General features: G+C 70.7%; 28 protein-coding genes. 15 read left to right on the top strand and 13 right to left on the bottom strand.

All coding sequences use genetic code 11. The features are described from left to right. Nucleotides 1-58: 58 nt before the first annotated feature. The 3 genes from purH to LXM50_RS06125 are packed head-to-tail and all read right to left on the bottom strand — an operon-like array spanning nucleotide 59 to nucleotide 3,611. Nucleotides 59-1,666, bottom strand: coding sequence for a bifunctional phosphoribosylaminoimidazolecarboxamide formyltransferase/IMP cyclohydrolase (purH, locus tag LXM50_RS06135; protein WP_233310422.1), 1,608 nt, complete (start codon nucleotides 1,664-1,666; stop codon nucleotides 59-61). 22 nt (nucleotides 1,667-1,688) lie between these two features. Next, entirely contained in the window at nucleotides 1,689-2,315 is a 627-nt protein-coding gene (purN, locus tag LXM50_RS06130) for a phosphoribosylglycinamide formyltransferase (protein ID WP_233310421.1), read from the bottom strand. A gap of 57 nt (nucleotides 2,316-2,372) precedes the next feature. Then, entirely contained in the window at nucleotides 2,373-3,611 is a 1,239-nt protein-coding gene (locus LXM50_RS06125; RefSeq protein WP_233310420.1) for a DUF6350 family protein, read from the bottom strand. Nucleotides 3,612-3,769: 158 nt separating this feature from the next. On the opposite strand from LXM50_RS06125, the gene LXM50_RS06120 reads away from it, so the two are divergent. Further along, a complete protein-coding gene (locus LXM50_RS06120; RefSeq protein ID WP_233310419.1) occupies nucleotides 3,770-5,191 on the top strand; it encodes an NCS2 family permease in 1,422 nt (473 codons plus the stop codon). 100 nt (nucleotides 5,192-5,291) lie between these two features. On the opposite strand, the gene LXM50_RS06115 is transcribed toward LXM50_RS06120, so the two are convergent. Continuing rightward, a complete protein-coding gene (locus LXM50_RS06115) occupies nucleotides 5,292-6,047 on the bottom strand; it encodes an MBL fold metallo-hydrolase (RefSeq protein WP_233310418.1) in 756 nt (251 codons plus the stop codon). 70 nt (nucleotides 6,048-6,117) lie between these two features. On the opposite strand from LXM50_RS06115, the gene LXM50_RS06110 reads away from it, so the two are divergent. Continuing rightward, nucleotides 6,118-7,068, top strand: coding sequence for a GlxA family transcriptional regulator (locus LXM50_RS06110; protein ID WP_233310417.1), 951 nt, complete (start codon nucleotides 6,118-6,120; stop codon nucleotides 7,066-7,068). Nucleotides 7,069-7,279: 211 nt separating this feature from the next. Here LXM50_RS06110 and sucD read toward each other — a convergent pair whose 3' ends face one another. Together sucD and sucC are read right to left on the bottom strand one after the other, a co-directional pair. Continuing rightward, nucleotides 7,280-8,182 carry a succinate--CoA ligase subunit alpha gene (sucD, locus tag LXM50_RS06105; protein ID WP_233310416.1) on the bottom strand — a complete coding sequence of 301 codons (903 nt, stop codon included), beginning with the start codon at nucleotides 8,180-8,182 and terminating at the stop codon, nucleotides 7,280-7,282. 27 nt (nucleotides 8,183-8,209) lie between these two features. Next, nucleotides 8,210-9,376 carry an ADP-forming succinate--CoA ligase subunit beta gene (gene sucC / locus LXM50_RS06100; RefSeq protein WP_233310415.1) on the bottom strand — a complete coding sequence of 389 codons (1,167 nt, stop codon included), beginning with the start codon at nucleotides 9,374-9,376 and terminating at the stop codon, nucleotides 8,210-8,212. Nucleotides 9,377-9,574: 198 nt separating this feature from the next. Between sucC and LXM50_RS06095 the strand changes: the two genes are divergently transcribed. Together LXM50_RS06095 and LXM50_RS06090 are read left to right on the top strand one after the other, a co-directional pair. After that, a complete protein-coding gene (locus LXM50_RS06095; protein ID WP_233310414.1) occupies nucleotides 9,575-10,246 on the top strand; it encodes a TetR family transcriptional regulator in 672 nt (223 codons plus the stop codon). 126 nt (nucleotides 10,247-10,372) lie between these two features. Next, nucleotides 10,373-11,605, top strand: a complete 1,233-nt coding sequence (locus tag LXM50_RS06090; RefSeq protein ID WP_233310413.1) for an acyl-CoA dehydrogenase family protein — start codon at nucleotides 10,373-10,375, stop codon at nucleotides 11,603-11,605. A gap of 164 nt (nucleotides 11,606-11,769) precedes the next feature. Here LXM50_RS06090 and LXM50_RS06085 read toward each other — a convergent pair whose 3' ends face one another. Next, the gene (locus LXM50_RS06085; protein ID WP_233310412.1) at nucleotides 11,770-12,273 is read right to left on the bottom strand and encodes a hypothetical protein; all 504 of its coding nucleotides are present in this window, start codon (nucleotides 12,271-12,273) and stop codon (nucleotides 11,770-11,772) included. Nucleotides 12,274-12,333: 60 nt separating this feature from the next. Between LXM50_RS06085 and LXM50_RS06080 the strand changes: the two genes are divergently transcribed. Further along, complete coding sequence (locus LXM50_RS06080; protein WP_233310411.1) at nucleotides 12,334-13,785, top strand: NAD(P)/FAD-dependent oxidoreductase; 1,452 nt, start codon at nucleotides 12,334-12,336, stop codon at nucleotides 13,783-13,785. 22 nt (nucleotides 13,786-13,807) lie between these two features. Next, nucleotides 13,808-14,851 carry an ATP-dependent DNA ligase gene (locus tag LXM50_RS06075; RefSeq protein WP_233310410.1) on the top strand — a complete coding sequence of 348 codons (1,044 nt, stop codon included), beginning with the start codon at nucleotides 13,808-13,810 and terminating at the stop codon, nucleotides 14,849-14,851. A gap of 9 nt (nucleotides 14,852-14,860) precedes the next feature. On the opposite strand, the gene ligD is transcribed toward LXM50_RS06075, so the two are convergent. Both ligD and LXM50_RS06065 read right to left on the bottom strand, forming a co-directional pair. After that, nucleotides 14,861-15,922, bottom strand: a complete 1,062-nt coding sequence (ligD, locus tag LXM50_RS06070) for a non-homologous end-joining DNA ligase (protein WP_233310409.1) — start codon at nucleotides 15,920-15,922, stop codon at nucleotides 14,861-14,863. 68 nt (nucleotides 15,923-15,990) lie between these two features. After that, nucleotides 15,991-16,875: a LysR family transcriptional regulator ArgP gene (locus tag LXM50_RS06065; protein WP_308192507.1), complete on the bottom strand. Its 885-nt coding sequence runs from the start codon at nucleotides 16,873-16,875 to the stop codon at nucleotides 15,991-15,993. 77 nt (nucleotides 16,876-16,952) lie between these two features. Here LXM50_RS06065 and LXM50_RS06060 point away from each other — a divergent pair, with 77 nt between their 5' ends. Further along, entirely contained in the window at nucleotides 16,953-17,642 is a 690-nt protein-coding gene (locus tag LXM50_RS06060; protein WP_233310407.1) for a LysE/ArgO family amino acid transporter, read from the top strand. Between the two features lie 53 nt (nucleotides 17,643-17,695). On the opposite strand, the gene LXM50_RS06055 is transcribed toward LXM50_RS06060, so the two are convergent. After that, complete coding sequence (locus tag LXM50_RS06055; protein ID WP_233310406.1) at nucleotides 17,696-18,217, bottom strand: MarR family winged helix-turn-helix transcriptional regulator; 522 nt, start codon at nucleotides 18,215-18,217, stop codon at nucleotides 17,696-17,698. Between the two features lie 103 nt (nucleotides 18,218-18,320). On the opposite strand from LXM50_RS06055, the gene idi reads away from it, so the two are divergent. Genes idi through LXM50_RS06020 form a run of 7 tightly spaced genes read left to right on the top strand, consistent with a single transcriptional unit; the run spans nucleotide 18,321 to nucleotide 23,936 of the window. After that, nucleotides 18,321-18,884, top strand: coding sequence for an isopentenyl-diphosphate Delta-isomerase (idi, locus tag LXM50_RS06050; protein ID WP_374107806.1), 564 nt, complete (start codon nucleotides 18,321-18,323; stop codon nucleotides 18,882-18,884). Further along, entirely contained in the window at nucleotides 18,881-19,936 is a 1,056-nt protein-coding gene (locus LXM50_RS06045; protein ID WP_233310405.1) for a polyprenyl synthetase family protein, read from the top strand. Before idi ends, LXM50_RS06045 begins: the two co-directional genes overlap by 4 nt. Further along, nucleotides 19,933-20,811 carry a squalene/phytoene synthase family protein gene (locus LXM50_RS06040; RefSeq protein WP_233310404.1) on the top strand — a complete coding sequence of 293 codons (879 nt, stop codon included), beginning with the start codon at nucleotides 19,933-19,935 and terminating at the stop codon, nucleotides 20,809-20,811. The genes LXM50_RS06045 and LXM50_RS06040 overlap by 4 nt, the downstream gene beginning before the upstream one ends. Then, on the top strand, nucleotides 20,808-22,358 hold the full coding sequence (gene crtI, locus LXM50_RS06035) for a phytoene desaturase family protein (protein ID WP_233310403.1): 1,551 nt from the start codon (nucleotides 20,808-20,810) through the stop codon (nucleotides 22,356-22,358). The genes LXM50_RS06040 and crtI overlap by 4 nt, the downstream gene beginning before the upstream one ends. After that, the gene (locus LXM50_RS06030; protein WP_233310402.1) at nucleotides 22,355-22,684 is read left to right on the top strand and encodes a lycopene cyclase domain-containing protein; all 330 of its coding nucleotides are present in this window, start codon (nucleotides 22,355-22,357) and stop codon (nucleotides 22,682-22,684) included. Before crtI ends, LXM50_RS06030 begins: the two co-directional genes overlap by 4 nt. After that, on the top strand, nucleotides 22,681-23,046 hold the full coding sequence (locus tag LXM50_RS06025; protein WP_374107805.1) for a lycopene cyclase domain-containing protein: 366 nt from the start codon (nucleotides 22,681-22,683) through the stop codon (nucleotides 23,044-23,046). The genes LXM50_RS06030 and LXM50_RS06025 overlap by 4 nt, the downstream gene beginning before the upstream one ends. Beyond that, nucleotides 23,043-23,936 carry a prenyltransferase gene (locus LXM50_RS06020; protein ID WP_233310401.1) on the top strand — a complete coding sequence of 298 codons (894 nt, stop codon included), beginning with the start codon at nucleotides 23,043-23,045 and terminating at the stop codon, nucleotides 23,934-23,936. The genes LXM50_RS06025 and LXM50_RS06020 overlap by 4 nt, the downstream gene beginning before the upstream one ends. A gap of 17 nt (nucleotides 23,937-23,953) precedes the next feature. Here LXM50_RS06020 and LXM50_RS06015 read toward each other — a convergent pair whose 3' ends face one another. Further along, nucleotides 23,954-24,520: a TetR-like C-terminal domain-containing protein gene (locus tag LXM50_RS06015; RefSeq protein WP_233310400.1), complete on the bottom strand. Its 567-nt coding sequence runs from the start codon at nucleotides 24,518-24,520 to the stop codon at nucleotides 23,954-23,956. A 57-nt stretch (nucleotides 24,521-24,577) separates the two neighbouring features. Here LXM50_RS06015 and LXM50_RS06010 point away from each other — a divergent pair, with 57 nt between their 5' ends. Further along, a complete protein-coding gene (locus LXM50_RS06010; protein WP_233310399.1) occupies nucleotides 24,578-25,051 on the top strand; it encodes a DUF1772 domain-containing protein in 474 nt (157 codons plus the stop codon). Between the two features lie 117 nt (nucleotides 25,052-25,168). Here LXM50_RS06010 and rplA read toward each other — a convergent pair whose 3' ends face one another. After that, on the bottom strand, nucleotides 25,169-25,858 hold the full coding sequence (gene rplA / locus LXM50_RS06005) for a 50S ribosomal protein L1 (protein ID WP_233310398.1): 690 nt from the start codon (nucleotides 25,856-25,858) through the stop codon (nucleotides 25,169-25,171). 11 nt (nucleotides 25,859-25,869) lie between these two features. After that, nucleotides 25,870-26,301 (bottom strand): 50S ribosomal protein L11, encoded by a 432-nt coding sequence (gene rplK / locus LXM50_RS06000; RefSeq protein ID WP_045250755.1) that lies wholly within the window; start codon nucleotides 26,299-26,301, stop codon nucleotides 25,870-25,872. Between the last annotated feature and the right edge of the window lie 9 nt (nucleotides 26,302-26,310).

The raw sequence follows: 26,310 nt of genomic DNA, 5'->3' as shown, positions 1-26,310 counted from the left end.
GTCTCGGCGGATTGGGGTCAGGATCAGGATCAGGGTCCGCCCCGGATCCGGACTCGGCTCAGTGGAAGAAGTGGCGCTCGCCCGTGAAGAACATCGCGACGCCGGCCTTGCGCGCGGCGGCCACGACCTCGTCATCACGGACGGATCCGCCGGGCTGCACGATCGCGGTGACGCCCGCGTCGATGAGCACCTGCGCACCGTCGGCGAAGGGGAAGAACGCGTCCGAGGCGGCGACGGATCCCGCCGCGCGGTCACCGGCGCGCTCGACCGCGAGGCGGCACGAGTCGACCCTGTTGACCTGGCCCATGCCGACGCCGACCGTGGCATTGCCCTTGGACAGCACGATCGCATTGGACTTCACGGCGCGGCACGCCTTCCAGGCGAAGATGAGGTTCTCCATCTCCTGCTCGTCGGGGCGCTCGCCCGAGACCAGCTCCCAGCCGTTCGCGACGGACTGGATGTCGTCGGGGAACCGGTCCGCGTCCTGAAGCAGCAGACCGCCGGAGACCAGGCGCACGTCCATGCGCTCCTGCTGCCAGTCGTCGGGGAGCTGCAGCAGACGCAGGTTCTTCTTCGCCTTGAACACCTCGAGCGCAGCCGGCTCGAAGGCCGGGGCGACGATGACCTCAGTGAAGATGTCCTTGAGGTTCTCGGCCATCTTGAGCGTCACGGTGCCGTTGGCCGCGATCACGCCGCCGTACGCCGAGACCGGGTCGCACTCGTGGGCGCGCAGGTGCGCGCTCGCGATCGGATCCAGGGCGTTGGGGGCCGTCGTCGCGATGCCGCACGGGTTGGCGTGCTTGATGATCGCGACCGCCGGGTGCACCATGTCGTAGGCCGCGCGCAGGGCCGCATCGGCGTCGACGTAGTTGTTGTACGACATCTCCTTGCCCTGCAGCTGCGTCGCCTGGGCGATGCCGTGCCCACCGGCGCGCGTGTAGATCGCGGCACGCTGGTGCGAGTTCTCGCCGTAGCGCAGCGTGGCGAGCCGGGAGGCCGAGATCGTGAGCTGCTCGGGCAGCTCGCTGTCGCTCGACAGCGTGCCGTCCGAGAACCACTGCGCGACCGCGGTGTCGTAGGCGGCCGTGTGCGCGAACGCGCGCGCAGCCAGTTCACGGCGCTGGGCGAGCGTGGTGCCGCCCTCGTCGATCGAGCGGATCAGCGAGGGGTACGACTCGGGCGAGACCACGATCGCGACGTTCGCGTGGTTCTTCGCCGCAGCGCGCACCATCGCAGGGCCGCCGATGTCGATCTGCTCGACCACGTCGTCACCGACCGCACCCGAGGCGACGGTCTGAACGAACGGGTACAGGTTCACCACGACGAGCTCGAACGGGCTGATGCCGAGCTCGGCCAGTTGGCGCTCGTGATCCTCCAGGCGCAGGTCGGCGAGCACAGCTCCGTGGATCGACGGGTGCAGCGTCTTCACGCGCCCGTCCAGCATCTCGGCGACACCGGTGACGGCCGCGACGTCGGTGACCTCCACACCCGCGTCGCGAATGGTCTGCGCCGTGGATCCGGTCGAGACGATCTCGATGCCACCGGCGGCGAGGGCCTGCGCGAGGGGCACCAGGCCGGTCTTGTCGCTGACGGACACCAGAGCGCGGCGGATGCGCACGGCGTCACGGGGGCGGTAGAGGGACGGGTCGTGAGCGGGACCGGCCATCGGGGTTCCTTCCGGGTAGGCGTCAGTTCTCGTCAGCGGCCTGCGGCCGAGGATCCGAGATCGTGGGACGGGCGCCGAGAGCCAGGGATCCCTCGGCGATGCGGCGGACGACGTCGATCAGCAGGCGTCGCTCGACGGGCTTGATGCGCTCGTGCAGGGTGGACTCCGTGTCGTCCTGGTGCACGGGCACGCGCTCCTGCGCGAGGATCGGTCCGCTGTCGACGCCGTCGTCGACCACGATCACGCTCGCCCCGGTCTCGCTCACGCCGGCCGCGAGCGCGTCGCGCACGCCGTGCGCTCCGGGGAACTCGGGCAGGAATGCCGGGTGGGTGTTGATGATGTGAGGAGACCATGCCGCGACGACGGCGCGCGGCAGCAGCCGCATGAGCCCGCTGAGCACGACGAGGTCCGGCCGCCAGACCTTCAGCTGCGCGTCGAGTTCCGCACCCCACGCCTCACGGCTGTCGAAAGCCTCCCAGGGCACGACGAAGGAGGGGATCCCGTACGCCTCGGCGTGTGCGAGACCATCGGCCTCCCGGTCGGCGCCGATGACGATGATGCGGGCCGGGAATCCGGGGTCGGCGGCCGCGTCGAGGAGGGCACGAAGATTCGAGCCGGTGCCCGAGATGAGAACCGCGACCGTCAGCACCCAGACAGTCTAGCCGGGAGCCCGGAGGCCTCCGTGCCCGCGAGACGCGCGGCGGATTCAGACCCGATCGTCGTCGATCCACGCGGCTTCGACGTCGCCGTGGCGGCGGGGCGCGAGCAGCATGATCGCGGCCCCGACCAGCACCTCCAGGCCGAGGGCGAGCGCGACCGGACCCGGATCCGGTCCGGCGACGGCGAGCCGGCCGGGGCCGAGGGATCCACTGGTCAGCGCGGCCAGCAGCGCGCCGAACCCGCCGGCGAGGACCGCGATCCCGACCGCGGTCGCGACGCGGGATCCGATTCCCGCCTCTGCGCCCGCCGACACCTGCCGCGAGCGGATCAGCCAGCCGGCGAACGCGCCGGCGGCCACCGGGATGAGAATCACGATGAGGAGCCACGGCGAGGAGGAGTCCGGCACGAGACCCAGCAGGGGCACTCCCGGGACGACCCCCAGCACGGTGCCCGCGGGCGAGACCGCGGTCCCGGCTCCGATCGCGAAGCCGGGACCGGCGATCCACGCCACGGCCCACCCCACGAGCGTCGGCAGGTAGGCCAGCTGCGCGAGCCCGATCACGACCACGCCGAGCGCGTCGGCGCGCAGCGACTCGAACAGCGCCACGGTCTGGCCGCCGCGGATCAGAGCCGCCATCGCGACGGCGAGTCCGGCGGCGCCGACCACGCCGGTCACGGCGGCCGCCGCGCCGCGCACCACGTCGCCGGGCACGTGCGCCCATTCGGGCCAGCGGTCCAGAGCGTCCTGCACCCGGTCGACGGCGCCTCCGTCGCCCTCGCTCCATGCCGTCACGACGGCTCCGGCGAGAGCGCCGCACAGGAACACCAGCGGCGGGAACAGGATCGCGAGCCACAGCGGCGCCTTCAGCACCCCGAGGCCACCCGTCACCGCCGCGAACGCCGAGATCACGGCGAAGACCGCCGTGCCGCTCGTCACGCCGGTGATCCACGACCCGGCGAGCGCGGCTCTGCGGCCAGAGCGCGCCGCGAAGATCGCAGTGAAGCCGAGGAAGAGCAGCGGAGGCAGGGAGAGGGCGAAGGACGCCGCCGACGGATCCAGCCCGACCGACCGCACCAGCGCATCGGGCAGGGCGACGGCGAGGGGCACACCGTGGCCGAACTGCCAGAGCGTCGCGGCACTCGGCCAGAGCGTTCCCCAGTCGGCGTTCGGCCCGAATGCGATCGCCCAGATCACCGTGAGCGGCGCGAGCAGCACGACGAGGCCGATGGCCGCGGCGACGATCGCATCGACCGCCGCCAGGAGCACGATGAGGAGGCGTTGCATGACGCTTTCGAGCCTACGTGCTCCACCTCCGCCGCCCCGACGGGCGCGCGGACGGTGGCGCCGAGCGCATCCGGGGAACCGGCCGCGGGCGCCGGGACCGTCGGCCCGACACACGGAGGACATCCGCGACGCGATACGGTCTTGCGCGGAGGTCCCCCATGACAACAGTCCCCCCGCCCGTCTCCGAACCCACCGCGGCCGAGCCGAAGAACGCCGTCGATCGCTTCTTCGAGATCACCAAGCGCGGATCCACCCTCGGCACCGAGGTCCGCGGCGGCATCGTCACGTTCGTGACGATGGCCTACATCGTGATCCTCAATCCGATCATCCTGTCCACGCCGGATGTCGCCGGCCACACTCTGCCCGGCGCAGCCGTCGCCGCCGCCACGGCGCTGACCGCCGGCGTCATGACGATCCTGTTCGGACTGATCGCGCGACTGCCGTTCGCGTTCGCAGCCGGGCTCGGCATCAACGCCTTCCTCGCGTTCACGGTGGTCAAATCGATCACCTGGCCCGAGGCCATGGCGCTCGTCATGATCAACGGCCTCATCATCGTGGTCCTCGCCGCGACCGGCCTGCGCAAGCTCATCTTCGACGCCGTGCCCGTGCAGCTCAAGCTCGCCATCACGGTCGGCATCGGCCTGTTCATCGCCTTCATCGGGTTCGTGAACGCCGGATTCGTGACCTCGACGAAGCAGGCCTCTCCCCCTGTCGACCTCGGCGTCGGCGGATCCGTCGCCTCGATCCCGACCCTGCTGTTCGTGCTCACCCTGCTGATCGGAGGGGTGCTCATCGCCCTGCGCGTCAAGGGAGCCATCCTCATCGCGCTCGTGGGCGGCACCGTGCTCGCCGCGATCCTGAACCTCATCTGGCCCTTCGGCCAGGACTTCGGCTTCACCGGCAGCATCGTGAGCATCCCCGACCTGAGCCTGATCGGCCGGGTCGACTTCGGCTTCGATCTCGCGAAGGTCGGCGGCGTCACCCTGGTGATGTTCGTCTTCACGCTGCTGTTCTCGAACTTCTTCGACGCCATGGGCACCATGACGGGGCTCGCCAAGGAGGCCGACCTCGCCGATCAGAAGGGCGACTTCCCGCGGATCAAGTCGGCTCTGGTGGTCGAGGGCGTCGGTGCGATCGTCGGCGGCGGCACGTCCTCCTCGTCCGCGACCGTGTTCGTCGAGTCCGGCGCGGGTATCGGCGAGGGCGCCCGCACGGGTTTCGCGACCACCATCACCGGCGTGCTGTTCCTGCTCGCGATGTTCTTCACGCCGTTGACCGCCCTGGTTCCGAGCGCCGTCGCCGCAGCGGCGCTCGTGCTCGTCGGCGCGATGATGCTGTCGCAGATCAAGAACATCGACCTCGGCGACTTCCGCGTGCTGCTGCCGGTGTTCCTGACGGTCACGGTCATGCCGATGACCTACTCGATCGCCAACGGCATCGGCGCCGGCTTCGTCAGCTGGATCGTCGTGAACGCCCTCACCGGCCGCGCCAAGACGATCCATCCGCTGCTCTGGGTGGTGGGCGTCGGGTTCGTGCTGTTCTTCGCACGCGGCCCGATCGAGGCGCTGCTCGGCGCCTGACCACCGCGGACCACGCGTCCGTCGAGGCCCTCTCGCCGCGTCCGATCCCCTGCAGGAGACGACGGGCGGCGGAGGGCCTCGACACGTCGGCGGAGGCGCGTCAGAGCGCGAGCGGAACGCCCGCCTCCGGCACGCGCAACCGATCCGCCACTCCCGCGTACCCGAACTCGCGCACGAGCCGCTCGCGGGTCTCGGAGAAGTGGTGCCAGCCCTCGGCGTGCACGGGGACGATCACGGCGTCGCCCAGCTCGCGCGCGGCCTCGACCGCGGTGCGCGCATTGAGCGTGAGGTCGGCGTCGCCGAAGCGACCGACGTTGGCCGCCCCCGCGAACAGCACGGCGACGTCGATCCGGCCGATCCTCGCCACGATGTCCGCGACGACCTCGACCGAGGCGTTGTCGCCCGAGACGTAGACCACGGGCGCGCCCGGCGCGCTCAGCACGAAGCCGGTCACGGTGCCGGACAGCTCCTCGGCGCCCTCGGGACCGTGCAGCGCGGGCACCGCGGTCACCTCGACCTCGCCGAGGCGATGCGTCTGCCAGGCGGAGAGCCCCGTCACGCCCTCGACGCGTCCGGCCGCCTCCGGTGTGGACAGCACGGCACCGGCACGGGGCAGGAAGGCCCGCCCCTCCTCGTCGAGGTTGTCGGGGTGCTGATCATGCGAGAGCAGCACCGCGTCGATCGCGCCCACCTGGTCGGCGCCGAGCGCAGGCCCGCTCAGCTTGTGCAGAGGGATGCCTCCCGCGTAAGTGCGCGGCGCGTCGAAGGTCGGATCGGTCAGCAGGCGCACGCCCGCGTACTCGATGATCGCGGTCGGTCCGCCGATGAGGGTCAGGGTCACGGAGTTCTCGGTCATGGATCCATCGTGGCGGCGTCCGCGCCGTCGCGGGAGTGGCCCTGATGACTCCTTTCGATAAGATCGGGCCATGCGTACCGCCGCCGTCCTCGCCTTCCCCGGGATCAGCCCCTTCCACCTGTCCGTGCCGCTCATGGTCTTCGGCGGCGTGGGCGTGCGCTCCGTCGAGGCCGCCTACCGCACGGTGACCGTCGCGGAGGCGCCCGGACCGGTGCGCACCGCGGCAGGGTTGGACCTCGTCGTGACGGAGGGGCTCGAGGTGCTCGCATCCGCAGACCTCGTCGTGATCCCGAGCTGGGACCCGGAGATCGCGCCCAGTGCCGTGCTGCTCGATGCCGTCCGCACGGCGCACGCCCGCGGCGCGCGGATCCTGGGCCTGTGCCTCGGGGCGTTCGTCGTGGCCGCGAGCGGCATCGCCGACGGGCGAGAGGTCTCCACGCACTGGTCGGCGGGGCCGGAGCTGGCCGCGCGCCACCCCGAGCTCACCGTGCGCTGCGAGGCGCTGTGGACCGACCTCGGCGACGTCGTCACCTCCGCCGGGGTGGCGGCGGCTCTGGACTGCTGCCTGCACATGGTCCGCACGGAGCTGGGCAGCGCCGTGGCCGCCGATCTCGCGCGCTCCCTCGTGATGGCCCCGCACCGGGAGGGGTCGCAGGCGCAGTTCCTGTCCCGCCCCCTCGCCGCCGCCCCCGAGGGCGACGAGATCGACCGCGCCATCACCTGGGCTCTGGGACGCATCGCCGAGCCGCCGCCGATCGATGCCTGGGCCGGCGCGGTGCACCTCTCCCGGCGCACGTTCACCCGGCGCTTCCGCGACCGCACCGGCACCAGCCCCGGCGACTGGCTGCTGCTGCGCCGCCTGGACGAGGCACGGAGGCTGCTCGAGACGTCCGGCCTGCCGATCGAGACGGTCGCCACACGAACGGGCTTCGGCGGCGCGGTGACCCTGCGCCATCACTTCCGGGCGCGCTTCGGCACGACCCCGGGCGCGCACCGCCGCGCCTTCGCGGATCCGGCCTGATCCCACGCCGTAGCAGGTCCGGCACCTCCACGGTTGACCGAGATCAGGGGACCTGACCGAGATCAGGCGGATCCGGCCCGAAACCTCCTGATCTCGGTCACTTCTCCTGATCTCGGCACGGTGGACCCCTCAGATCCGCTTTCGCCCGCACCGCGGGCGGTACGACGAAGGGCCCCCGGCGCGGAACCGGGAGCCCTCCGCGCAGCATCGCTTACAGCGCGGCGTAGACCTCGCGCAGCAGGGCGGCGGTCTCGGACGGCGTCTTGCCGACCTTGACACCGGCGGCCTCGAGGGCCTCCTTCTTCGCCTGCGCGGTGCCCGCGGAGCCGGAGACGATGGCGCCGGCGTGGCCCATCGTCTTGCCCTCGGGCGCGGTGAAGCCGGCGACGTAGCCGACGACCGGCTTCGTGACGTTGGCCTTGATGAAGTCCGCCGCACGCTCCTCGGCGTCGCCGCCGATCTCGCCGATCATCACGATCGCCTTGGTCTCCGGGTCGGCCTCGAAGGCGGCGAGCGCATCGATGTGCGTGGTGCCGATGATCGGGTCGCCGCCGATGCCGATCGCGGTGGAGAAGCCCAGGTCGCGCAGCTCGAACATCATCTGGTAGGTCAGCGTGCCCGACTTCGAAACGAGGCCGATCGGGCCCTTGCCGGTGATGTTCGCCGGGGTGATGCCGGCGAGCGCCTCGCCCGGGGTGATGATGCCGGGGCAGTTCGGGCCGATGATGCGGGTCTTGTTGCCCTTCTCGGTCGCGTACGCCCACGCCTCGGCGGAGTCGCCGACCGGCACGCCCTCGGTGATGACCACGAGCAGCGGGATCTCGCTGTCGATGGCCTCGACCATCGCGTCCTTGGTGAAAGCCGGGGGCACGAAGGCGACCGACACGTTGGCGCCCGTCTTCTCGATGGCCTCGGCGACGGAGGCGAACACCGGCAGCTCGACGGCATTGCCGTCCTTGTCGGTGTGCGAGACCGTGGTGCCGGCCTTGCGCGCGTTCACGCCGCCGACGACGTTCGTACCCGCCTTGAGCATGAGGGCGGTGTGCTTGGTGCCCTCGCCGCCGGTGATGCCCTGGACGATGACCTTGGAGTCCTTGTTGAGGTAGATCGACATGTTCCTTGTCCTTGTCTCGTCAGAGGATCAGGCGTTCGCCAGCTCGGCGGCCTTGTCGGCGCCCTCGTCCATGGTGGCGGCGAGCGTCACGAGCGGGTGGTTGGCGGCGGCGAGGATCGCGCGGCCCTCGTCGACCTGGTTGCCGTCGAGGCGCACGACGAGCGGCTTGGTGGCCGCGTCGCCGAGGATCTCGAGCGCCTTGACGATGCCTTCCGCCACGGCCACGCAGCTGGTGATGCCGCCGAAGACGTTGACGAACACGCTCTTGACCTGCTCGTCGTTGAGGATGACGTCCAGACCGCTGGCCATGACCTGCGCGTTCGCGCCGCCGCCGATGTCGAGGAAGTTCGCGGGCTTCACGCCGCCGTGGTTCTCGCCGGCGTAGGCGACGACGTCGAGGGTCGACATGACCAGACCCGCGCCGTTGCCGATGATGCCGACCTGGCCGTCGAGCTTGACGTAGTTCAGGCCCGACTCCTTGGCCTTGGCCTCGAGCGGGTTCTCGGTCGCCTTGTCGGCGAGCTCCTCGTGCTCGGGGTGGCGCACCTCGCTGGCGTTGTCATCGAGCGTGACCTTGCCGTCGAGGGCGATGATGTCGCCCTCCTCGGTCTGCACGAGGGGGTTGACCTCGACCAGCGTCGCGTCCTCGCCCTTGTAGACCTCGAACAGCTTCACGAAGACATCGGCGACCTTCTCGGCGAGACCGGGCTCAAAGCCTCCGGCCTGGGCGATCTCGAGGGCCTTGTCGAGGGTGATGCCCTCGAGCGGGTTGACCTCGACACGGGCGAGGGCCTCGGGCTTCTCGACCGCGAGCTGCTCGATCTCCATGCCGCCCTCGACCGAGGCGAGGCTCAGGTAGGAGCGGTTGGAGCGGTCCAGCAGCACGGAGAAGTAGAACTCGCGGGCGATGCGAGCCCCGGCGGCGACCATGACGCGCTTGACGATGTGGCCCTTGATGTCCAGACCCAGGATCGCCTTGGCGGCCTCGTACGCCTCGTCGGGGTTCTTGGCGACCTTGACGCCGCCGGCCTTGCCGCGGCCGCCGGTCTTGACCTGCGCCTTGACGACGACCACACCACCGAGCTTCTCCGCCGCTGCCTTCACCTCCTCGGGGGTGTCCGCGACGATGCCGGCGAGGACCGGCACTCCGTACTTCTCGAAAAGGTCTCGTGCCTGGTACTCGTAGAGGTCCACGTGCAGTCCTTCGCTGGTTGCGACGAATGGGACGCGACAGGAATTCTGTCGGGTGTCGATGTGAGTCGACCCGATAGGCCAGCCTACTACCGCGGAATCGCGCTTCCTGACCGCGCGCCCCGCCGCCCGTCCGGCCCCCGAGACGTCCGACGACTCAGCACCCCCGCCGCAGGATCCGGACAACTAGGCTCTCCTTCTATGACAGAGCACGCCGACGTGTCCCCCGCTCGCACCGCCGTGGTGCGCGCTGCGCTCGAGCTGTTCTCCGCCCAGGGCTTCGATTCGACCTCGGTCGAGCAGATCGCCAAGGCCGCAGGCATCTCCCGCTCCACGTTCTTCCGGCAGTTCGGAGGCAAGGACGACGTCGTCTTCGCGGATCACGAGGAGCTTCTCGACGGCCTGCGCCGGTACCTCGAGCGCCCGCACGCCAACCCGTGGACGGCCGTGTGCGACGCATCCCTGATGGTGTTCCGCGCCTTCGCCGCCGACCCCGAGGTGGCGCGGCTGCGCTACCAGGTGGTGCGCGACGTGCCGACACTGCGCGACCGCGAGATCGTGACCGTGTTCCGCTACGAGCGCCTGTTCGACGAGTACCTGCGCCGCTCCATGCCGGATCTGGATCCGCTCGACGCGGTCGGGTTCGCCGCGCTCGTCACGGCGGTGCACAACCACGTGCTGCGCCGGCTCCTGCGCGGATCCCGCACGTCGGCCGCCGCCCTGCGCCGCGCCCTCGATGACGTGCTGCGCCGCTACGGGGTGCACCCCGACGCTGCGGCGGATCCGGGCGAGGACGCCGTGGTCGTCGCCGTGTTCCCGCGCTCGATGCCCATGGCGGAGATCACCCGCCGCCTGCGCGACGAACTGGACTGAGTCCGCCGCCTGCCCGCCTGCCGCCCCGCGCAGCAGGGACCGTCGGCGTGCTCGAAAGCAGCCGATTGGCGGTACGCTGTCTCATGAAACTTGAGACTCAGTCTCACTCCCTGGATGGAGACCCCCATGAGCAACGACGCCCTCTTCCCCGGCGAAGCCGTCACCTCCTACGACGTGACGGGACGCTGCGGGACCGACTACTACGAGGTCTTCTCCGACATCCCCGCCGCCGACCGCGCGCACTGGGAGCGGGCGCAGGCCTACGTCGACGAGGTCGGCCCGCAGATGCGGGATGCGTGGGACCGCGCTGAGTACCCGCTCGCCGTCGCGCACCGCATGGGCGAGATGGACCTCGTCGTGGACGGGATCGTGCACCCCGCCCTCACCCGGATGAGCCCTCTCGCTGCCGGACTGGTGAACATGGAGATCTCCCGCGGCGACGGCTCCCTCGGCACCGTCCTCGCCGTACAGGGCGGACTCGCGCTGCGCACGCTCGCCCTGTTCGGCAGCCCCGCGCAGCAGGAGCGCTGGCTCGTCCCGCTCGCCGACGGATCCGTGCTCGGGTCCTTCGCGCTCACCGAGCCCGATCACGGATCCGATTCCGTCTCGCTCGAGACCGTCGCGCGGCGCGACGGCGAGGAGTGGGTGCTGCGCGGCGCGAAGAAGTGGATCGGCAACGGCGCCTCCGGTGGCATCACCTTCGTCTGGGCGCGTGTCGACGACGAGGGCGCGGTCGAGCACGGATCGGTGCGCTGCTTCCTCGTGGAGCAGGAGCGCCCCGGATACCTGGGCTCGGTCATCACGGGCAAGGTGTCGCTGCGCGGCATCCATCAGGCGCACATCCGCCTGGACGACGTGCGGGTGCCGCTCGACGCGGTGCTGCCGGGTACTCGCAGCTTCAAGGACGCTTCGACCGTGCTGTACGCCACGCGTTCCGGCGTCGCCTGGTCGGCTCTCGGCCACGCGACCGCCTGCTACGAGGCGGCCCTCGCGTATGCGAAGACCCGCGTGCAGTTCGGCAAGCCGCTCGCGAAGTTCCAGATGGTCCAGGAGCGGCTCACGCACATGCTCGAGGAGCTCACCGCGATGCAGCTGTACTGCCGCCGCATGGCGGACATGGACGAGGCCGGCACGCTGCGCCCGACCCAGGCGTCACTGGCGAAGTTCCACAACACCCGCGCAGCGCGGCGGGTCGCGTCGACAGCGCGCGACCTGCTCGGCGGCAACGGGATCCTGCTCGAGAACGGCGTCATGCAGCACATGGCCGACATCGAGGCGATCCACACCTACGAGGGCACCGAGAGCGTGCAGGCCCTGCTGATCGGCCGCGACATCACCGGGATGAGCGCGTTCGCCTGAGACCCCCTCGCGGTCGGGGGCCGCTCCGCGATCGGTCTCCCGGACGCCCAGTCCCCCGCGCGGCTCCGCCGCGCTCCCGCCAGACCCGATGCCTGTGCACCCGGGAGACCGATCACTGCGCTTCCGTTCGTTCAAGCCCTGAGGCTCGCTTGCGCGTGGAGGGCTCAGTCGCAGCCGCAGCCGCCCGACGGGGTCTTCACCATGAAGCACACGTCGCAGATGCCGTAGTCGCGGTCCGCGACCGGGGTCGCCTTCGGGGCGCGCGGCTCGGGCTTCGGTTTCGCGGCAGCGTGGGTGCCCGCGGAGCGCGCCAGGCGCGAGACGCCAGCGGGTGCGCCGAGCAGCTCGCTGGGGTGGGTGACGTAGAAGTACGGCGCCCTGCCCTCGCTCGGAGCGAGCGGAAGCACACGCCCGGCCACGACGACCTGCTCGCCCTCGGCGAAGCCGTTGGTGTAGGTGCGCCCGATGTGCAGGGCCGCACCCTCGCCGAGGCGGATCGCCTCGATGTAACGGCCGCGATCGATGAGGCTGCTGATGCCGACCGCTTCCACGATCGCACGGATGAAGTCGTAGTTCGCGGAGTCCATGCGGTGCGCGCGCAGGGCGTCCGCGAGGGACTTGTAGGGACGGGAGGTGCCAGTAGGGGTGGGACCCTGGACTTCATTCATATTGCTCCAAGCATCCCACGTTCTGCTGGGCTCCCGCCGCATGCGTGAAAGACTGACGGCATGCCCCGCGCCACCGTCATCGGAAGCGGGCCGAACGGGCTCGCCGCGGCCGTCTCGCTCGCGCGAGCCGGCTACGCCGTCGAGGTACTGGAGGCCGGTACGACGATCGGCGGCGGCGTGCGCAGCGCCGAGGTCACCCTGCCCGGTTTCGTGCACGACGTGTGCTCGGCGGTGCACCCCGCCGCCTACTCCTCCCCGTTCCTGCGCGCCTTCGGCCGCGAGCGGATCGACTGGATCATTCCCGAAGCGGCATATGCGCATCCGCTCGACGGCGGAAGGGCGGGGATCGCCTGGCACGACCTGGAGCGCACCGCCGACGGGCTCGGCCCCGATGCCCGCGCCTGGCGCGCGCTGCTGCGGCCGCTGAGCGCGCACATCAAGGGAGTGCTGGACTTCACCGGCGGCTCGCTGCTGCGGATTCCCCGCGACCCCGTGACCGCCGTGCGCTACGGACTGCGGGCGCTCGAGCAGGGCTCGGCGATGGCCACGCGCACCTTCCGCACCGCGGAGGCGGCGGGGCTCGTCGCGGGCGTGGTCGCGCACGCCAACACCGCGCTGCCCGCCGTGAGCGGCGCCGCCGCAGGTCTGCTGCTCATGGCCCAGGCGCACGCCGGCGGCTGGGCGTATCCGCGCGGCGGCGCCCAGCGGATCGCCGACGTGCTCGCCGAGGATCTGCGCACGCACGGCGGCACGATCCGCACCGCCACACGCGTGCTCGATCTCTCGGCACTGGACTGGGGGAATCCCCGCCGTGGCGACCTGCTGCTCCTGAACTCATCCCCGCGTCTGGCGCTGACACTGCGCGACGTCCCCCCGCCCTATGCGAGGGCGGTTCGCGCCTACCGCTACGGCGCGGCGGCGGCGAAGGTGGACATCGCCCTGGACGGGCCCGTACCGTGGACGAACCCGGAGGTCGCCCTCGCCCCGACCGTGCACGTCGGCGGCACGCGCGCCCAGGTGTGGGCCAGCGAGAACGCCGTCGCCCAGGGCCGGGTGTCCGAGCATCCGTACACGCTCGTCGCGCAGCCCTCCGTGCTGGACGGCACCCGGGCGCCCGCCGGAAAGCAGGTGCTCTGGGCCTACATCCACGCCCCTGCGAACTCCGACGTCGATGCGACCGAGCTCGTGACGCGGCAGATCGAGCGGTACGCCCCCGGGTTCCGCGACCGCATCCTGGCCAGTCACGCCGTGACGCCGCACGAGCGTGCGCATCTCAACCCGGCCGAGATCGGCGGCGACATCTTCGGCGGCGCGTTCACGATGCGCCAGGCGGTGGTGCGGCCCGTGCTCTCGCCCGCGCCGTGGCGCACCCCGATGCCCGGCGTCTACCTCGCCTCGGCTGCGACGCCGCCAGGCCCCGGGGTGAACTTCATGGCCGGCTGGCACGCCGCACGGACCGCGCTGGCCGACGCCGGAGAGCGTGTCGACCTCGGAGACCTGTTCGGATCCTGATGCGGACGGCAGGATGGGATCCATGCGCTACGAGATCCCCGCCCCGATGCTCGCGAAGGCCGCCGCCGCTGTGCCCGATGCGGCGAAGTTCGCCGGCGGTCTACTGTACGAGCCGAAGTGGGACGGCTTCCGCGGGCTGGTGTCGTGGGACGGCGAGACCGTCGAGATCGGATCCCGCGGGGCGAAGCCGCTGACCCGGTACTTCCCCGAGCTCGTCGAGGCCGTCCCGCGGCTGCTCACGGGCCCGTGCCTGCTCGACGGTGAGATCGTGGTCGCCACGGGGCCTGTGGGATCGCAGCGTCTGGACTGGGAATCGCTGAGCCAGCGCATCCACCCCGCCGCCTCGCGGGTCCAGAGGCTATCGGTGGAGACCCCTGCCATGTTCATCGCATTCGACCTGCTCGCGGAGGGGAACGACGACCTGCAGAGCCTGCCCTTCGGCGAGCGGCGCGCGCGGCTCGAACGGCTGTTCGCCGACGTCCCGCATCCCCTGCACCTCACCCGCACGACCACGCATCAGGACACCGCCCGGCGCTGGCTCGCCGAGTTCGAGGGGGCCGGCCTCGACGGCATCGTCGCCAAGCCGCTGGATCAGCCGTACGCACCCAACAAGCGCACCCTGATCAAGGTCAAGCACGCCCGCACCGCGGACGTCGTCGCGCTCGGCTACCGGATCCACAAGAGCGGATCCGGAGTCGGATCCCTGCTGGTGGGTCTGTACGGCGACGACGGCGTGCTGCGCCAGGTCGGCGGGGTCGCCGCATGGAGCGACGCCATGCGTCAGCAGCTCGTCGAGGACCTCGCTCCGCTCGTGGAGCGCGACGAGTCGGGCGCGGCGGTGACGGGCGACGGCGAGCGCTCGCGGTTCAGCGCCGCGAAGGACACCTCGTTCGTGCGGCTGCGCCCTGAGCGCGTGCTCGAGGTGCGCTACGACCAGCTGGAGGGCTGGCGGTTCCGGCACACGGTGCAGTTCGAGCGCTGGCGAGACGACCGCGAGGCGCGCTCGTGCACCTACGAGCAGCTCGAGACCGTCGCCGGATACGACCTCGCCGACGTCATCGACTGACGTCGCGGCTCACTCCCCCACGCGCTCGCCGTTCTCGTCCCAGTTCGCAGCGACCTTCTTCGACGGCTGCACCCGCGGGGGCTCGCCGGGCATCTTCGGGAACTCCGGCGGGAACGGCATCTCGCCGAGTCCGTTCTCCACGTCGCGGTCCCACCAGCTCAGCAGCGTGTCGATGCGTCCGGGTGCCTCCTGCATACGCGCCCACGGATCGCCGAGGTCGGCCAGGCGCTGCGGCACGGTGCGGACCGTGAACCGGGTGGGATCCACGTCGTCCAGCTCGTCCCACTCGATCGGCGTCGAGACCGTCGCAGCCGGCAGCGCGCGCGGGCTGTAGGCGCCGGCCATCGTGCGGTCGCGATTGGCCTGGTTGAAGTCGACGAAGATGCGCTCCCCGCGCTGCTCCTTCCACCACGCCGTGGTGACGCGATCGGGCATCCGCCGCTCCAGTTCGCGGCCCGCGGCGATCACCGCGTGCCGCACCGTGAGGAACTCCCATTCCGGCACGATCGGGCAGAAGACGTGCAGCCCGCGGTTGCCACTGGTCTTGATGAACGCCTCCAGTCCCGCCTCACGGAGCACGGCGCGCAGCTCATGCGCCGCGGGGATCGCTTCGGCGATGCCCGTGCCCGGCTGCGGATCGAGGTCGATGCGCAGCTCCACCGGATTGTCGGTGTCGGACGCGAGCGAGGCCCATGGGTGGAAGACGACCGTGTTCATCTGCACGGCCCAGACGATCGCGGCGGTCTCGGTGAGCACGATCTGCGGATGCTTGCGTCCGCTGTTGTACGTGCACATCACGCTCTGCACGAAGTCGGGCGTGCCCTTGGGCGGGTTCTTCGAGAAGAAGCTCTCACCGCCGATGCCGTCCCGGTAGCGCTCGAGCGAGACGGGCCTGTTGCCGGTCGAGGTGAGGAACGGCGTCGACACCGTCTGCACGTAGTCGGCGAGCTCGCCCTTCGTGATGGGGCCGCCCTCCGCAGCCGGCCAGACCGCGCGGTTGGGGCTGGACAGGTCCAGGGTCCGGTCGCCGTCGGGTCCGGGAACGGTCAGCGTGATGCGCTCGGATGCCATGACTCGACCCTAGGGTGCGCCGCCGACGCGGCGCCACGGATCCGCGAGAAACCAGAGGCAGCTCGCCGTCAGCGCAGCACGCGATCGGCCTCGGCGCGGATCTCGGCCGCGATCGCCTCCAGCAGTTCGGAGCGCAGGTTCCACTGCTGCCAGAACAGCGGCGAAGCGAACTCCTCGTCGTCGAGCCGCACCAGGCGTCCGTCCGCGAGGCCCGCCTCGGCATGCGGCACGGGAAGCAGCGCCCACCCCAACCCGAGTTCCACGGCGACCGAGAAGTCCGCGGAGGCCGGCACGTGGTGCCGTGGAACCGGCCATGGGTCGACGCCGCGTTCGCGCAGCCAGTCCTGCTGCAGCAGGTCGCGCCGGTCGAAGTCGACGAACGGCGCGCGCGTGAGCGACTCGGCGGTCACGCCATCAGGGAACCAGCGACGCGCGAAGCTCGGAGATGCCGCCGCCACATAGCGCAGCGCACCGAGAGCTTCGACCCGGCAGCCGCCGACCGGCTCCGACTCGCTCGTCACCGCCGCCATCACGGTGCCCGATTCGAGCAGCCGCGCCGTGAAGTTCTGGTCGTCGCGATGCAGGTCGAACTCGACGTCGTATCGCTCGGAGAGCCGGGCGAGCGGGGCCAGGAACCAGGTCGCCATCGAATCGGCATTGACCGCGAGCGGGATCCTGATGCGTGCTCCCTCTCCCTCCGCGGACAGACCGAAACCGGCGATCGCATCGCGCTCGAGGAGAGCGATCTGGCGGCCGAACCGGGCAACGGCCTCCCCTGCCTCGGTGGCTCCCGCGGGCTTGCTTCGCACCAGCAGGATCCGACCGAGCTGCTGCTCCAGTGTCTTGATCCGCTGGCTCACGGCGGACGGGGTCAGCAGCAGTCGGCGGGCCGCCGCCTCGAAGCTGCCCTCGTCGAGCACCGCGGCCACCGTTCGCGCGGACTCCGGATCCACCTGCACATGAGCGATTCTAATCTCGCTTAAGGAATCTTCGCTGGTACTGAACCGGATCCCCGCCATACTCTCGATCCGTGCTCATCCTGCTCTCCGGCCTCGGTCTCATGTTCTCGCTCATCATCGCCGTCGGCGCACAGAACGTGTACGTGCTGCGCCAGGGACTGCGCCGCGAGCACGTGCTGCCCGTGGTCCTGATCTGCGCGGCCTCCGATGCGGCCCTCGTGCTGGCTGGCACCGCAGGGCTCGGCTACCTCGTGAAGACCCTGCCCTGGCTCATCGTGGTGGCGCGCTGGGCCGGGGCGATCTCGCTCGTGGTGTACGGCGTGCTGGCGGCCCGCCGCGCGTGGAAAGCCGGCGGCGAAGCACTGCTCGCCGAGCCTGCCACCGCCGTCGCCTCGGATGCCCGCGTCTCCTCGGCATCTCCGGAGAACGGATCCGGCGGCACCACCACCCTGGCCCGCACCGCGCCGCTCGCACCCGTGATCCTGGCGACGCTCGCCTTCACCTGGCTGAACCCGAACGTCTACCTCGATACGGTTCTGCTCATCGGCGGGGTCGCGGCGACGCACGGCGACGGCCGCTGGCTGTTCGCGGTCGGCGCCATCCTCGCGAGCGTCATCTGGTTCTTCGCTCTCGGATTCGGGGCGCGCCACCTCGGCCGCTGGTTGCGCACGCCGCGCGCCTGGCGGATCCTTGACACCGCGATCGCCGCGCTGCTGGTGGTGATGGGGATCAGCCTGGTGCTGCCGGTCTTCCTCGGCTGAGCGCCGATCCGCGTCGGACCCCGGGACAGGTCGGCGACGGCGACGTCCGGGCGCTACTCCTCGCCGCCCGCGGTCTCGCCCTCCGTGGCGGCGAGATCACGCAGGAACCCGGTGACGACGCGGCGGTCGGCCGACGACATCCGGGCAGCGACGTCGAAGCGCCGCGCGTGCAGACGCCCGACCCCCTCCCGGGCCGCCTGACGCGTCGAAGGGGTGACCTGGAGCACGATCGATCGCCGGTCGGCCGGATGCGGCCGGCGGATGATGTGCCCGCCGCGCTCCAGTCGATCGAGCATCTTCGTCGTGGCCGCGGTGCTGATCCCCAGATGGTCGGCCACGGCGCGGGCGGTCGCCACCTGTCCGGCGTTCTCCGCCGCGATGAGAAAGCGCACGGCGCGCATGTCGTTCTGATTGAGGTTCATGTACCGCCGGGAGGCCGCGCTCATGCGCTCGGCCGCGCCGTGCCACGCACGCAGCGCCGTCATCAGCTCGACGATCTCGTCGACCTCCCCATCCGCCAGGTGGTCGCGCCGCACGAGCTCCGCGGCGGGATCGATGAGCCGAGGATCGATCATCGCTCGATCGAGGCGGGGTTCGGATTCGGGGACTTCCACGGGAGGACTCTATGCCATAGAGTTACCGCTAACCAGGTTAGTTAGTTTATTAGTTAGCAAAAGGATGATCGTGATCCCTGACGCCGACATGGTCGTGCTCCTGAACGCCGACGGCACCCAGATCGGCGTCGCGCCGAAGAGCAGCGTCCACGGTGCCGACACCCGGCTCCACCTCGCCTTCTCCTGCCACGTGTTCGACGCGCGAGGGCGCCTGCTCGTCACCCGCCGCGCGCTGACGAAAACCGCCTGGCCGGGCGTCTGGACCAACTCGTTCTGCGGACACCCCGCCCCGGAGGAGGGGCTCGTGGACGCCGTGCGCAGACGAGCCGAGCACGAACTCGGACTGCGCCTGGACTCCGTGGAACCGGTGCTGCCGTTCTTCCGCTATCGCGCGACGGACGCCTCCGGCGTCGTCGAGAACGAGATCTGCCCGGTGTACATCGCGACGACCGCGCAGCCGCCTCGCCCGCACCCCGACGAGGTGATCGAGCACTGCTGGGTCGACCCTGACGATCTCGCCGCGTCCGTGCGCCGCACCCCGTGGGCGTTCAGCCCCTGGCTCGTCCTCCAGGCCGAGCTGCTCCCGTTCCTCGGCGGAGGCAGAGGGCTCGAGGAGCTGGCATCGTGAGCGACCGCATGCTCTCGGCGGACGTGCTCGCCGAGGTCGACGCCGTGGTCGACGAGTGCTTCCACGACGTCGCCGAGCGCATCGGCGCAATCGAGGGCTTCGACACGGTGTGGGCGCAGGCCCGCCGCGGCGCACAGGGCGGCAAGATGTTGCGCCCACGGCTCGTGCTCGCCGCGCATCGCGCCTTCGCCGACGAGCCCTCCGACGACGCGATCCGCGCCGCCGCCGCCGTCGAACTGCTCCATCTGGCGTTCCTGCTGCACGACGACGTCATCGACCGCGACCTCGTACGCCGCGGCGGACCCAACCTGATCGCCCTGCGCCGTGATGCGGCCCTCGCCGACGGCGCCGACGAGGCGACCGCTCTCCGATACGGCCAGAGCTGCGCGATCCTGACGGGGGACCTGCTCCTGTCCGCCGCGCACCGTCTCATCGCCGGCCTCGAGGCTTCCGCAGCGCCGCGCAGTGCGCTCTCGAGCATCCTGGCCGATGCGATCGACGCCGCTGCGGTCGGCGAGCATGCGGACATCCGGCTCGGCATCCGGGGCGAGGCGGGCGAGGCGGCGATCCTGCGAACCATGGAGCACAAGACCGCCCGCTACTCGTTCAGCGCGCCCCTGCGGATCGGAGCGCTGCTGGGCGGCGCCCCGGCCGCCACGGTGGAGGCGCTCGGCTTCATCGGCACGACCATCGGCGTGGCCTTCCAGGCACGCGACGATGTGCTCGGAGTCTTCGGCGACCCTCGCCAGACCGGCAAGTCCGTCCTCTCCGACCTGCGCGAGGGCAAGCTGACCCTGCTCATCGCGCACTCGCGAACCCATCCGTCATGGCGGGCCGTGGCGGATCTCTTCGGCGATCCCGAGCTCGATGAGCGGGGTGCGGCCGAGATCCGCACCGCGATCGAGTGCTCGGGCGGGCTCGCCCGCACCGAAGCGGTGATCTCGAGCCTCGTCGTCGAAGCGCGCGCCTCGATGCTGCTCACCGACCTTCCCGCACGCCTGAGGGACGACCTGGAGCACCTGATCGTCAGCGCGACGGAGCGCCGCCGATGACCGCAGACACGGGGCTGGCCCTCTACGATCGAGCCGCCGCGCGCGGATCAGCCCAGATCCTGGTGAGCTACTCCACCTCCTTCCGGCTCGCGAGCCGGCTGTGCTCGCCCGTCGTGCGCGCGGACCTCGCCGCGATCTACGCGCTGGTGCGGGTCGCCGACGAGATCGTCGACGGCTGCGCCGCGGGCGCCGGGCTCTCCCCTGCGCAGTGCCGTGCGGTGCTGGACGGGCTCGAACGCGAGCTCGAGACCGCACTGCACGCCGGATACAGCGCGAACCTCGTCGTGCACGCGTTCGCCGCCACCGCACGCGCGACCGGGATCGGCACCGACCTGACCCGCCCGTTCTTCGCGTCGATGCGGCGCGATCTCACCCCCGTCGTCTTCACGCACGAGCGCGAGCTCGACGAGTACGTGTACGGATCCGCCGAAGTGGTCGGACTCATGTGCCTGGCATCGTTCCGCCGCGGGCTGGAGCTGGATCCGGTGCGTGATGCGCGCTGGGATCGCGGCGCGATCGCCCTCGGATCCGCGTTCCAGCGGGTGAACTTCCTCCGCGACCTCGGCGAGGATGCCGACCTGCTCGGACGCGCCTACTTCCCCGGCGTCGACCCGCACTCGTTCACTGACGCGCAGCGCGACAGCATCCTGGATCGGGTGGATGCGGATCTCTCGACCGCCGACGCCGTGATCGGCGAGCTGCCCTCGTCCTCGCGCCGGGCAGTGGCGGCCGCGCACCTGCTTTACGCGGATCTCTCCACCCGGCTGCGGCGCACGCCCGCCCAGGAGCTGGTCGTCCGGCGGATCCGCATACCCGCCTCACGCAAGGCCGCCCTGTTCGGCCGCGCGATGCTCCGCGGCGGGAGCGCCCGGTGAGCCGCGTCGCGGTTCTCGGCGGGGGGATCTCCGGGCTCGCGGCGGCGGCGCTGCTCGCCACGGACGGCCACGATGTATCCCTCTTCGAGCAGTCCGACCGACTCGGCGGACGCGCGGGGAGCTGGGAGAGGGAGGGTTTCCGGTTCGACACGGGCCCCTCGTGGTACCTCATGCCCGAGGTGTTCGACCACTGCTTCCGCCTTCTGGGCACGAGCGCCGAGAAGGAGCTCGATCTCATCCGCCTCGATCCCGCCTACCGGGTGTTCTCCGACAACGAGGCTCCGCTCGACATGCACTCCGCCCGCGACCGCTCGCTCGCCCTGTTCGAATCGCTCGAGCCCGGCGCCGGGGCCGCCCTCGCCCGTCATCTCGACTCCGCGGCGCGCACGGCCCGCATCGCTACCGACCGCTTCTTGTACACCGATTTCTCGCACCCGCGGGCGTTCCTCCCCGGGAGTGACGTCCGCGAGCTCCCGCGCCTGGCCACGCTGCTGGGCACCTCGCTGCAGAGCATGGTCGAGTCCTCCTTCTCGGACCGGAGGCTGCGGCAGATCCTGCAGTATCCCGCGGTCTTCCTCGGCGGGGCGCCCTCGATCGCCCCCGCGCTGTTCCATCTGATGAGCACGTTCGATCTGGAGGACGGCGTGCAGTACCCGCAGGGCGGCTTCACCACGGTCATCGATGCGTTCGCGCGGCGAGCGCGCGCCGCCGGGGCCCGGCTGCACACCGGTGCACAGGTGCGCCGGATCCTGATCGACCGCGGAGCCGTGCGCGGCATCGCCGTGGCCACGGACGGCGTCGTCCGGGAGGAGCCGTTCGATCGCATCGTGAGCACGGTCGACATGCACCACAGCGACACGGCGCTGCTGCCCTCGGCGGCCCGCGAACGCTCGCCCCGGCGCTGGCGGCGGATGAACCCCGGAACCGGCGCGGTGCTCGCGATGCTGGGCGTCCGCGGACGCCTGCCGGGGCTCGCCCACCACAACCTGTTCTTCACCGAGGACTGGGACGCGAACTTCGACGCGATCTTCGGATCCGCCCCGCGGGTGCCGGAACCGGCGTCGTTCTACGCGTGCATGCCCAGCGCCACCGACGACACGGTCGCGCCGCAGGGCGACGAGAACCTGTTCCTGCTCGTCCCCGTGCCGGCGGATCCGGCGATCGGTGCGGGAGGTCTCGACGGCCGCGGCGCTGCCGCGGTGGAACGCATCGCCGACCGGGCGATCTCCGAGCTCGCGGTGCACGCGAGCGCGCCCGATCTCGCAGAGCGCATCGTCGTACGGCGCACCGTGGGTCCTGCCGACTTCGCCCGCGACCTGCACTCGTACCGCGGGTCGGCGCTCGGCCCCGCGCACACGCTGCGGCAGAGTGCCTTCCTGCGCGGGCGCACGCGTTCCCGCACGACCCGCGGACTGTTCTATGCGGGCGCGACGACGCTGCCGGGGATCGGTCTGCCCATGTGCCTCATCAGTGCAGAGCTCGTGCTGAAGGCGTTCCGCGACGATCGCACGACCAGACCGCTGCCCGTGCCGGCGGAGGCGTGGTGAGCTTCCTCCATCTCGCGCTGCTGCTGGTGTCGATCGCGGGCGTCGGCGTCATCGACCGGCGCTGGCGACTGTTCCTCTGGGCCGAGCCGGGGCGAGCGCTGCTCATCCTGGCCGCAGGCGCCGGAGTGCTGCTGCTCTGGGATGTCGTCGGGATCGCGACCGGCATCTTCACGCGTGAGCCCAACCCGCTCTCCACCGGCGTCCTGCTCCTGCCCCATCTGCCGATCGAGGAGCCGGTGTTCCTCCTGTTCCTGGTGCAGCTGACCATGGTGCTCTACACGGGCGCACTGCGGATCCTGCGTGCACGCGAGGAGCGCCGTCGATGAACGGCACGTATCTGATCGTCGACGCGACCTTCCTCGTCCCCTGCATCGTGATGCAGGGGCTCACCTGGCGCCGGGCGCCTGCAGGTCACGGCGCGGCGCTCGTCCTCGCGGCCTTCGGCCTCATCGTGCTCACCGCCGTCTTCGATTCGCTCATGATCGCCGCAGGCCTGTTCACGTACGCGCCGGGCCTGATCAGCGGGATCAGGATCGGCCTGGCCCCGATCGAGGACCTCGCGTATCCCATCGCGGCCGCTCTGCTCGGCTCGGCCGCGTGGAACCTGCGCCGCTCGTCACCCGAGGAGCGACTGCAGAGGGCTGAACCGGATCCCGACGCCCGCACCCCGGAGGACCGACCACGATGAGCATGACCACAGCACGATCCCTGCCCCTCGATCTGCTGCTGACCTCTCGGCCGCTCAGCTGGATCAACACCGCCTTCGGTTACGCGGCCGCCTACATCCTGACGACCGGCCGCGTGGACGCTGCCCTCGCGATCGGCACGCTGTTCTTCCTCGTGCCGTACAACCTCACGATGTACGGCATCAACGACGTCTTCGACTACGCGTCAGACCTCGCGAATCCGCGCAAGGGCGGTGCGGAGGGCGCTGTGCTCTCTCCGACTCTGCACCGCGCGGTGATGGCATGGTCGCTGCTGCTCCCGGTGCCGTTCATCGTCTTCCTCGTCGCGATCGGGGATCCGGCGTCCTGGCTCGTACTGGCGTTCAGCCTGTTCGCCGTGATCGCCTATTCCGTTCCAGGGCTGCGGTTCAAGGAGATCCCCTTCCTGGACTCGGCGACGTCGAGCGTCCACTTCGTCTCTCCCGCTGTCTACGGGCTCGTGCTGGCGCGCGCGACGCCGACGCCGGCGCTCGTGGTGCTGTTGCTCGCCTTCTTCGCGTGGGGCGTCGCGAGCCACGCGTTCGGCGCGGTGCAGGACGTCGTCCCGGACCGAGATGCAGGGATCGCCTCGATCGCGACCGTGCTGGGCGCGAAGCGGACCGTGCGCTTCGCGTCGGCGATGTGGGCACTCGCCGGCGCGCTCATGCTCTTCACGCCGTGGCCGGGCCCGCTCGGGGCCGTCCTCGTGCTGCCGTACATCGGCGTCGTCTGGCCGTTCCGCTCGGTCTCGGACGAGGGATCGGGAGCGACGAACCGAGGATGGCGCCGTTTCCTCCTGCTGAACTACGTGTGCGGCTTCCTCGCCACCATGCTGCTCATCTGGTGGGCGGCCCAGGGCGGTGCGGCGTTCTGAGCGGGCCGCTTCAGGCGTCAGGACACGAACAGCGCGATGATCGCGCCGAGACGCGCCTGTTCCAGCGCAGGGTCGAGCCTGTCGGACGCCGCCAGCCTCGCGACACCGTGGAGCATGCTCCACAGCAGCTCCGCACGCACCACGGCTTCCCGCTCGTCCATGCCCGTGGCCGACACCGCGCGGAGGAACGATCCGAACGCCGCACGCAACGGCTCCGGGGTCTGCGCGGTCGCGAAGACGATGCGGGTGCGCGCCTCGAACATCGCCTCGTAGAGCGCCGGATGCGTGCGGGCGAACGCGAGGTAGGTGCGCACCACATGCGCGAGACGGTCACCCTCGCCGACCGGGTCCGCAAGCCCGTCCGCCATCGCCCTGAACCCCTCGATCATCACCTGCTCGACGATCTCGTCGCGCCCGCCGGGGAAGGAGCGGTACAGGATCGGCTGGCTGAAGCCGATCTCCGCGGCCAGTCGGCGCACGGTGACCGCCGGCCACCCTTCCGCCTCGGCCACGCGCCGCGCCGCCGCGACGATCGCGCGGGACCGGTCGCCGGAGCCGGGGCGTGAAGGCGTTGACGGGTTCATGAGGACGATGTTAGCATCGCTAACTGTTAGCGACGCTAACCTGGAAGAGGAGAAGCCATGTCCATCGCCATCATCGCCACCGCCATCGGCGCGATCACCGCCATCGCCGTCATCTTCGGCACCGACGTGGTCACCGCCGTGGTGCTGCGTTCCGTCTATGCCGAGGTCGACGAGCGCACGCTCGTGCAGGTGGTCGGCCGCGGCCACTACTACGGCGATCGCCGCCTGCCGATCGTCGGCATCGCAGGCGTCGTGCTCACCGCGGCCACGGCCGCGCTCTCGGCCTTCTGGGGAAGCGCGATCGCCGCGGCTCTCGCCGCGGCCGCACTCGCCGCCCTGCTGATCTGGCTGATCCTGTTCGGCCGCATCTCCAAGCCGATCAACACGGCTTTCACCGCCGCGGCGCTGTCGGGCCAGGTGCCCCGCGAGGCACGGTCGCTGCAGGACCGGTGGGAATCGATCCTCCCGCTGCGCGCGACGCTGCAGGGACTCGCACTGGTGCTGCTGTGCGTCGCACTGGTGGTGCACTGAGCGGTGACCACGATCGATGAGGATCCCACTTCCGCTTCCGCATCCGTCGAGCTCGGCGGCGCGGAAACGCGGAAGACCCCCGCCCTAGGGGCGAGGGTCTTCCGGTGAGCGTCAGGCTCAGATGGCGTTGACGTCCAGCGGGATGCCGGGGCCGAACGTGGTCGACACCGCACCCTTCTGGATGTAGCGGCCCTTCGAGCTGGACGGCTTGAGGCGCACGATCTCCTCGAGCGCAGCCTTCATGTTCTCGTCGAGCTGCTCGGCCGAGAACGAGGCCTTGCCGACGACGAAGTGCACGTTGGCGTGCTTGTCGACGCGGAACTCGATCTTTCCGCCCTTGATCTCCTCGACGGCCTTGGCCGGGTTCGGGGTCACGGTGCCGGTCTTCGGGTTCGGCATCAGGCCACGCGGACCCAGCACCTTGCCGAGACGGCCGACCTGGCCCATGAGCTCCGGGGTGGAGACGGCCGCGTCGAACGCGGTCCAGCCGCCGGCGACCTTCTCGATGAGCTCGGCGCCGCCGACCTCGTCCGCACCCGCGGCGATCGCGGCCTCAGCGGCCGGACCCGTCGCGAACACGATGACGCGGGCGGTCTTGCCGGTGCCATGCGGGAGGATGACGGTGCCGCGCACCATCTGGTCGGCCTTGCGCGGGTCGACGGAGAGCTTCAGCGCGACCTCGACGGTGGAGTCGAACTTCGCGGAGCCGGTCTCCTTCGCGAGGACCACGGCCTCGGTCGGGGTGTAGAAGCGGTCTGCCTCGATCTTCGCGGCAGCAGCGTTGTAAGCCTTGGACTTGGTAGCCATTGTTATCTCCCTCAGCCCTCGACCGTGATGCCCATGGAACGGGCGGTTCCGGCGATGATCTTGGACGCGGCGTCGATGTCGTTCGCGTTCAGGTCGGCCTGCTTCTGCTCGGCGATCTGACGGACCTGCTCGGCGGTGATCTTCGCGACCTTGACGGTGTGCGGAGTGGCGGAGCCCTTCTGCACGCCCGCAGCCTTCTTGATCAGCTCGGCGGCCGGCGGGGTCTTCAGGATGAACGTGAAGCTGCGGTCCTCGTAGACGGTGATCTCCACGGGGATGACGTTGCCGCGCTGCGACTCGGTCGCGGCGTTGTACGCCTTGCAGAACTCCATGATGTTGACGCCATGCTGACCGAGCGCGGGGCCGATCGGCGGCGCCGGGTTGGCTGCACCGGCGTTGATCTGAAGCTTGATCAGGCCGGTCACCTTCTTCTTCGGTGCCATAGTGATTCC

The organism is Microbacterium sp. Au-Mic1 (genome assembly GCF_021341785.1).
Lineage (GTDB): Bacteria > Actinomycetota > Actinomycetes > Actinomycetales > Microbacteriaceae > Microbacterium.
Note: the sequence above shows the minus strand (reverse complement) of the source record. Positions and strands in the feature narration are given on the sequence as shown.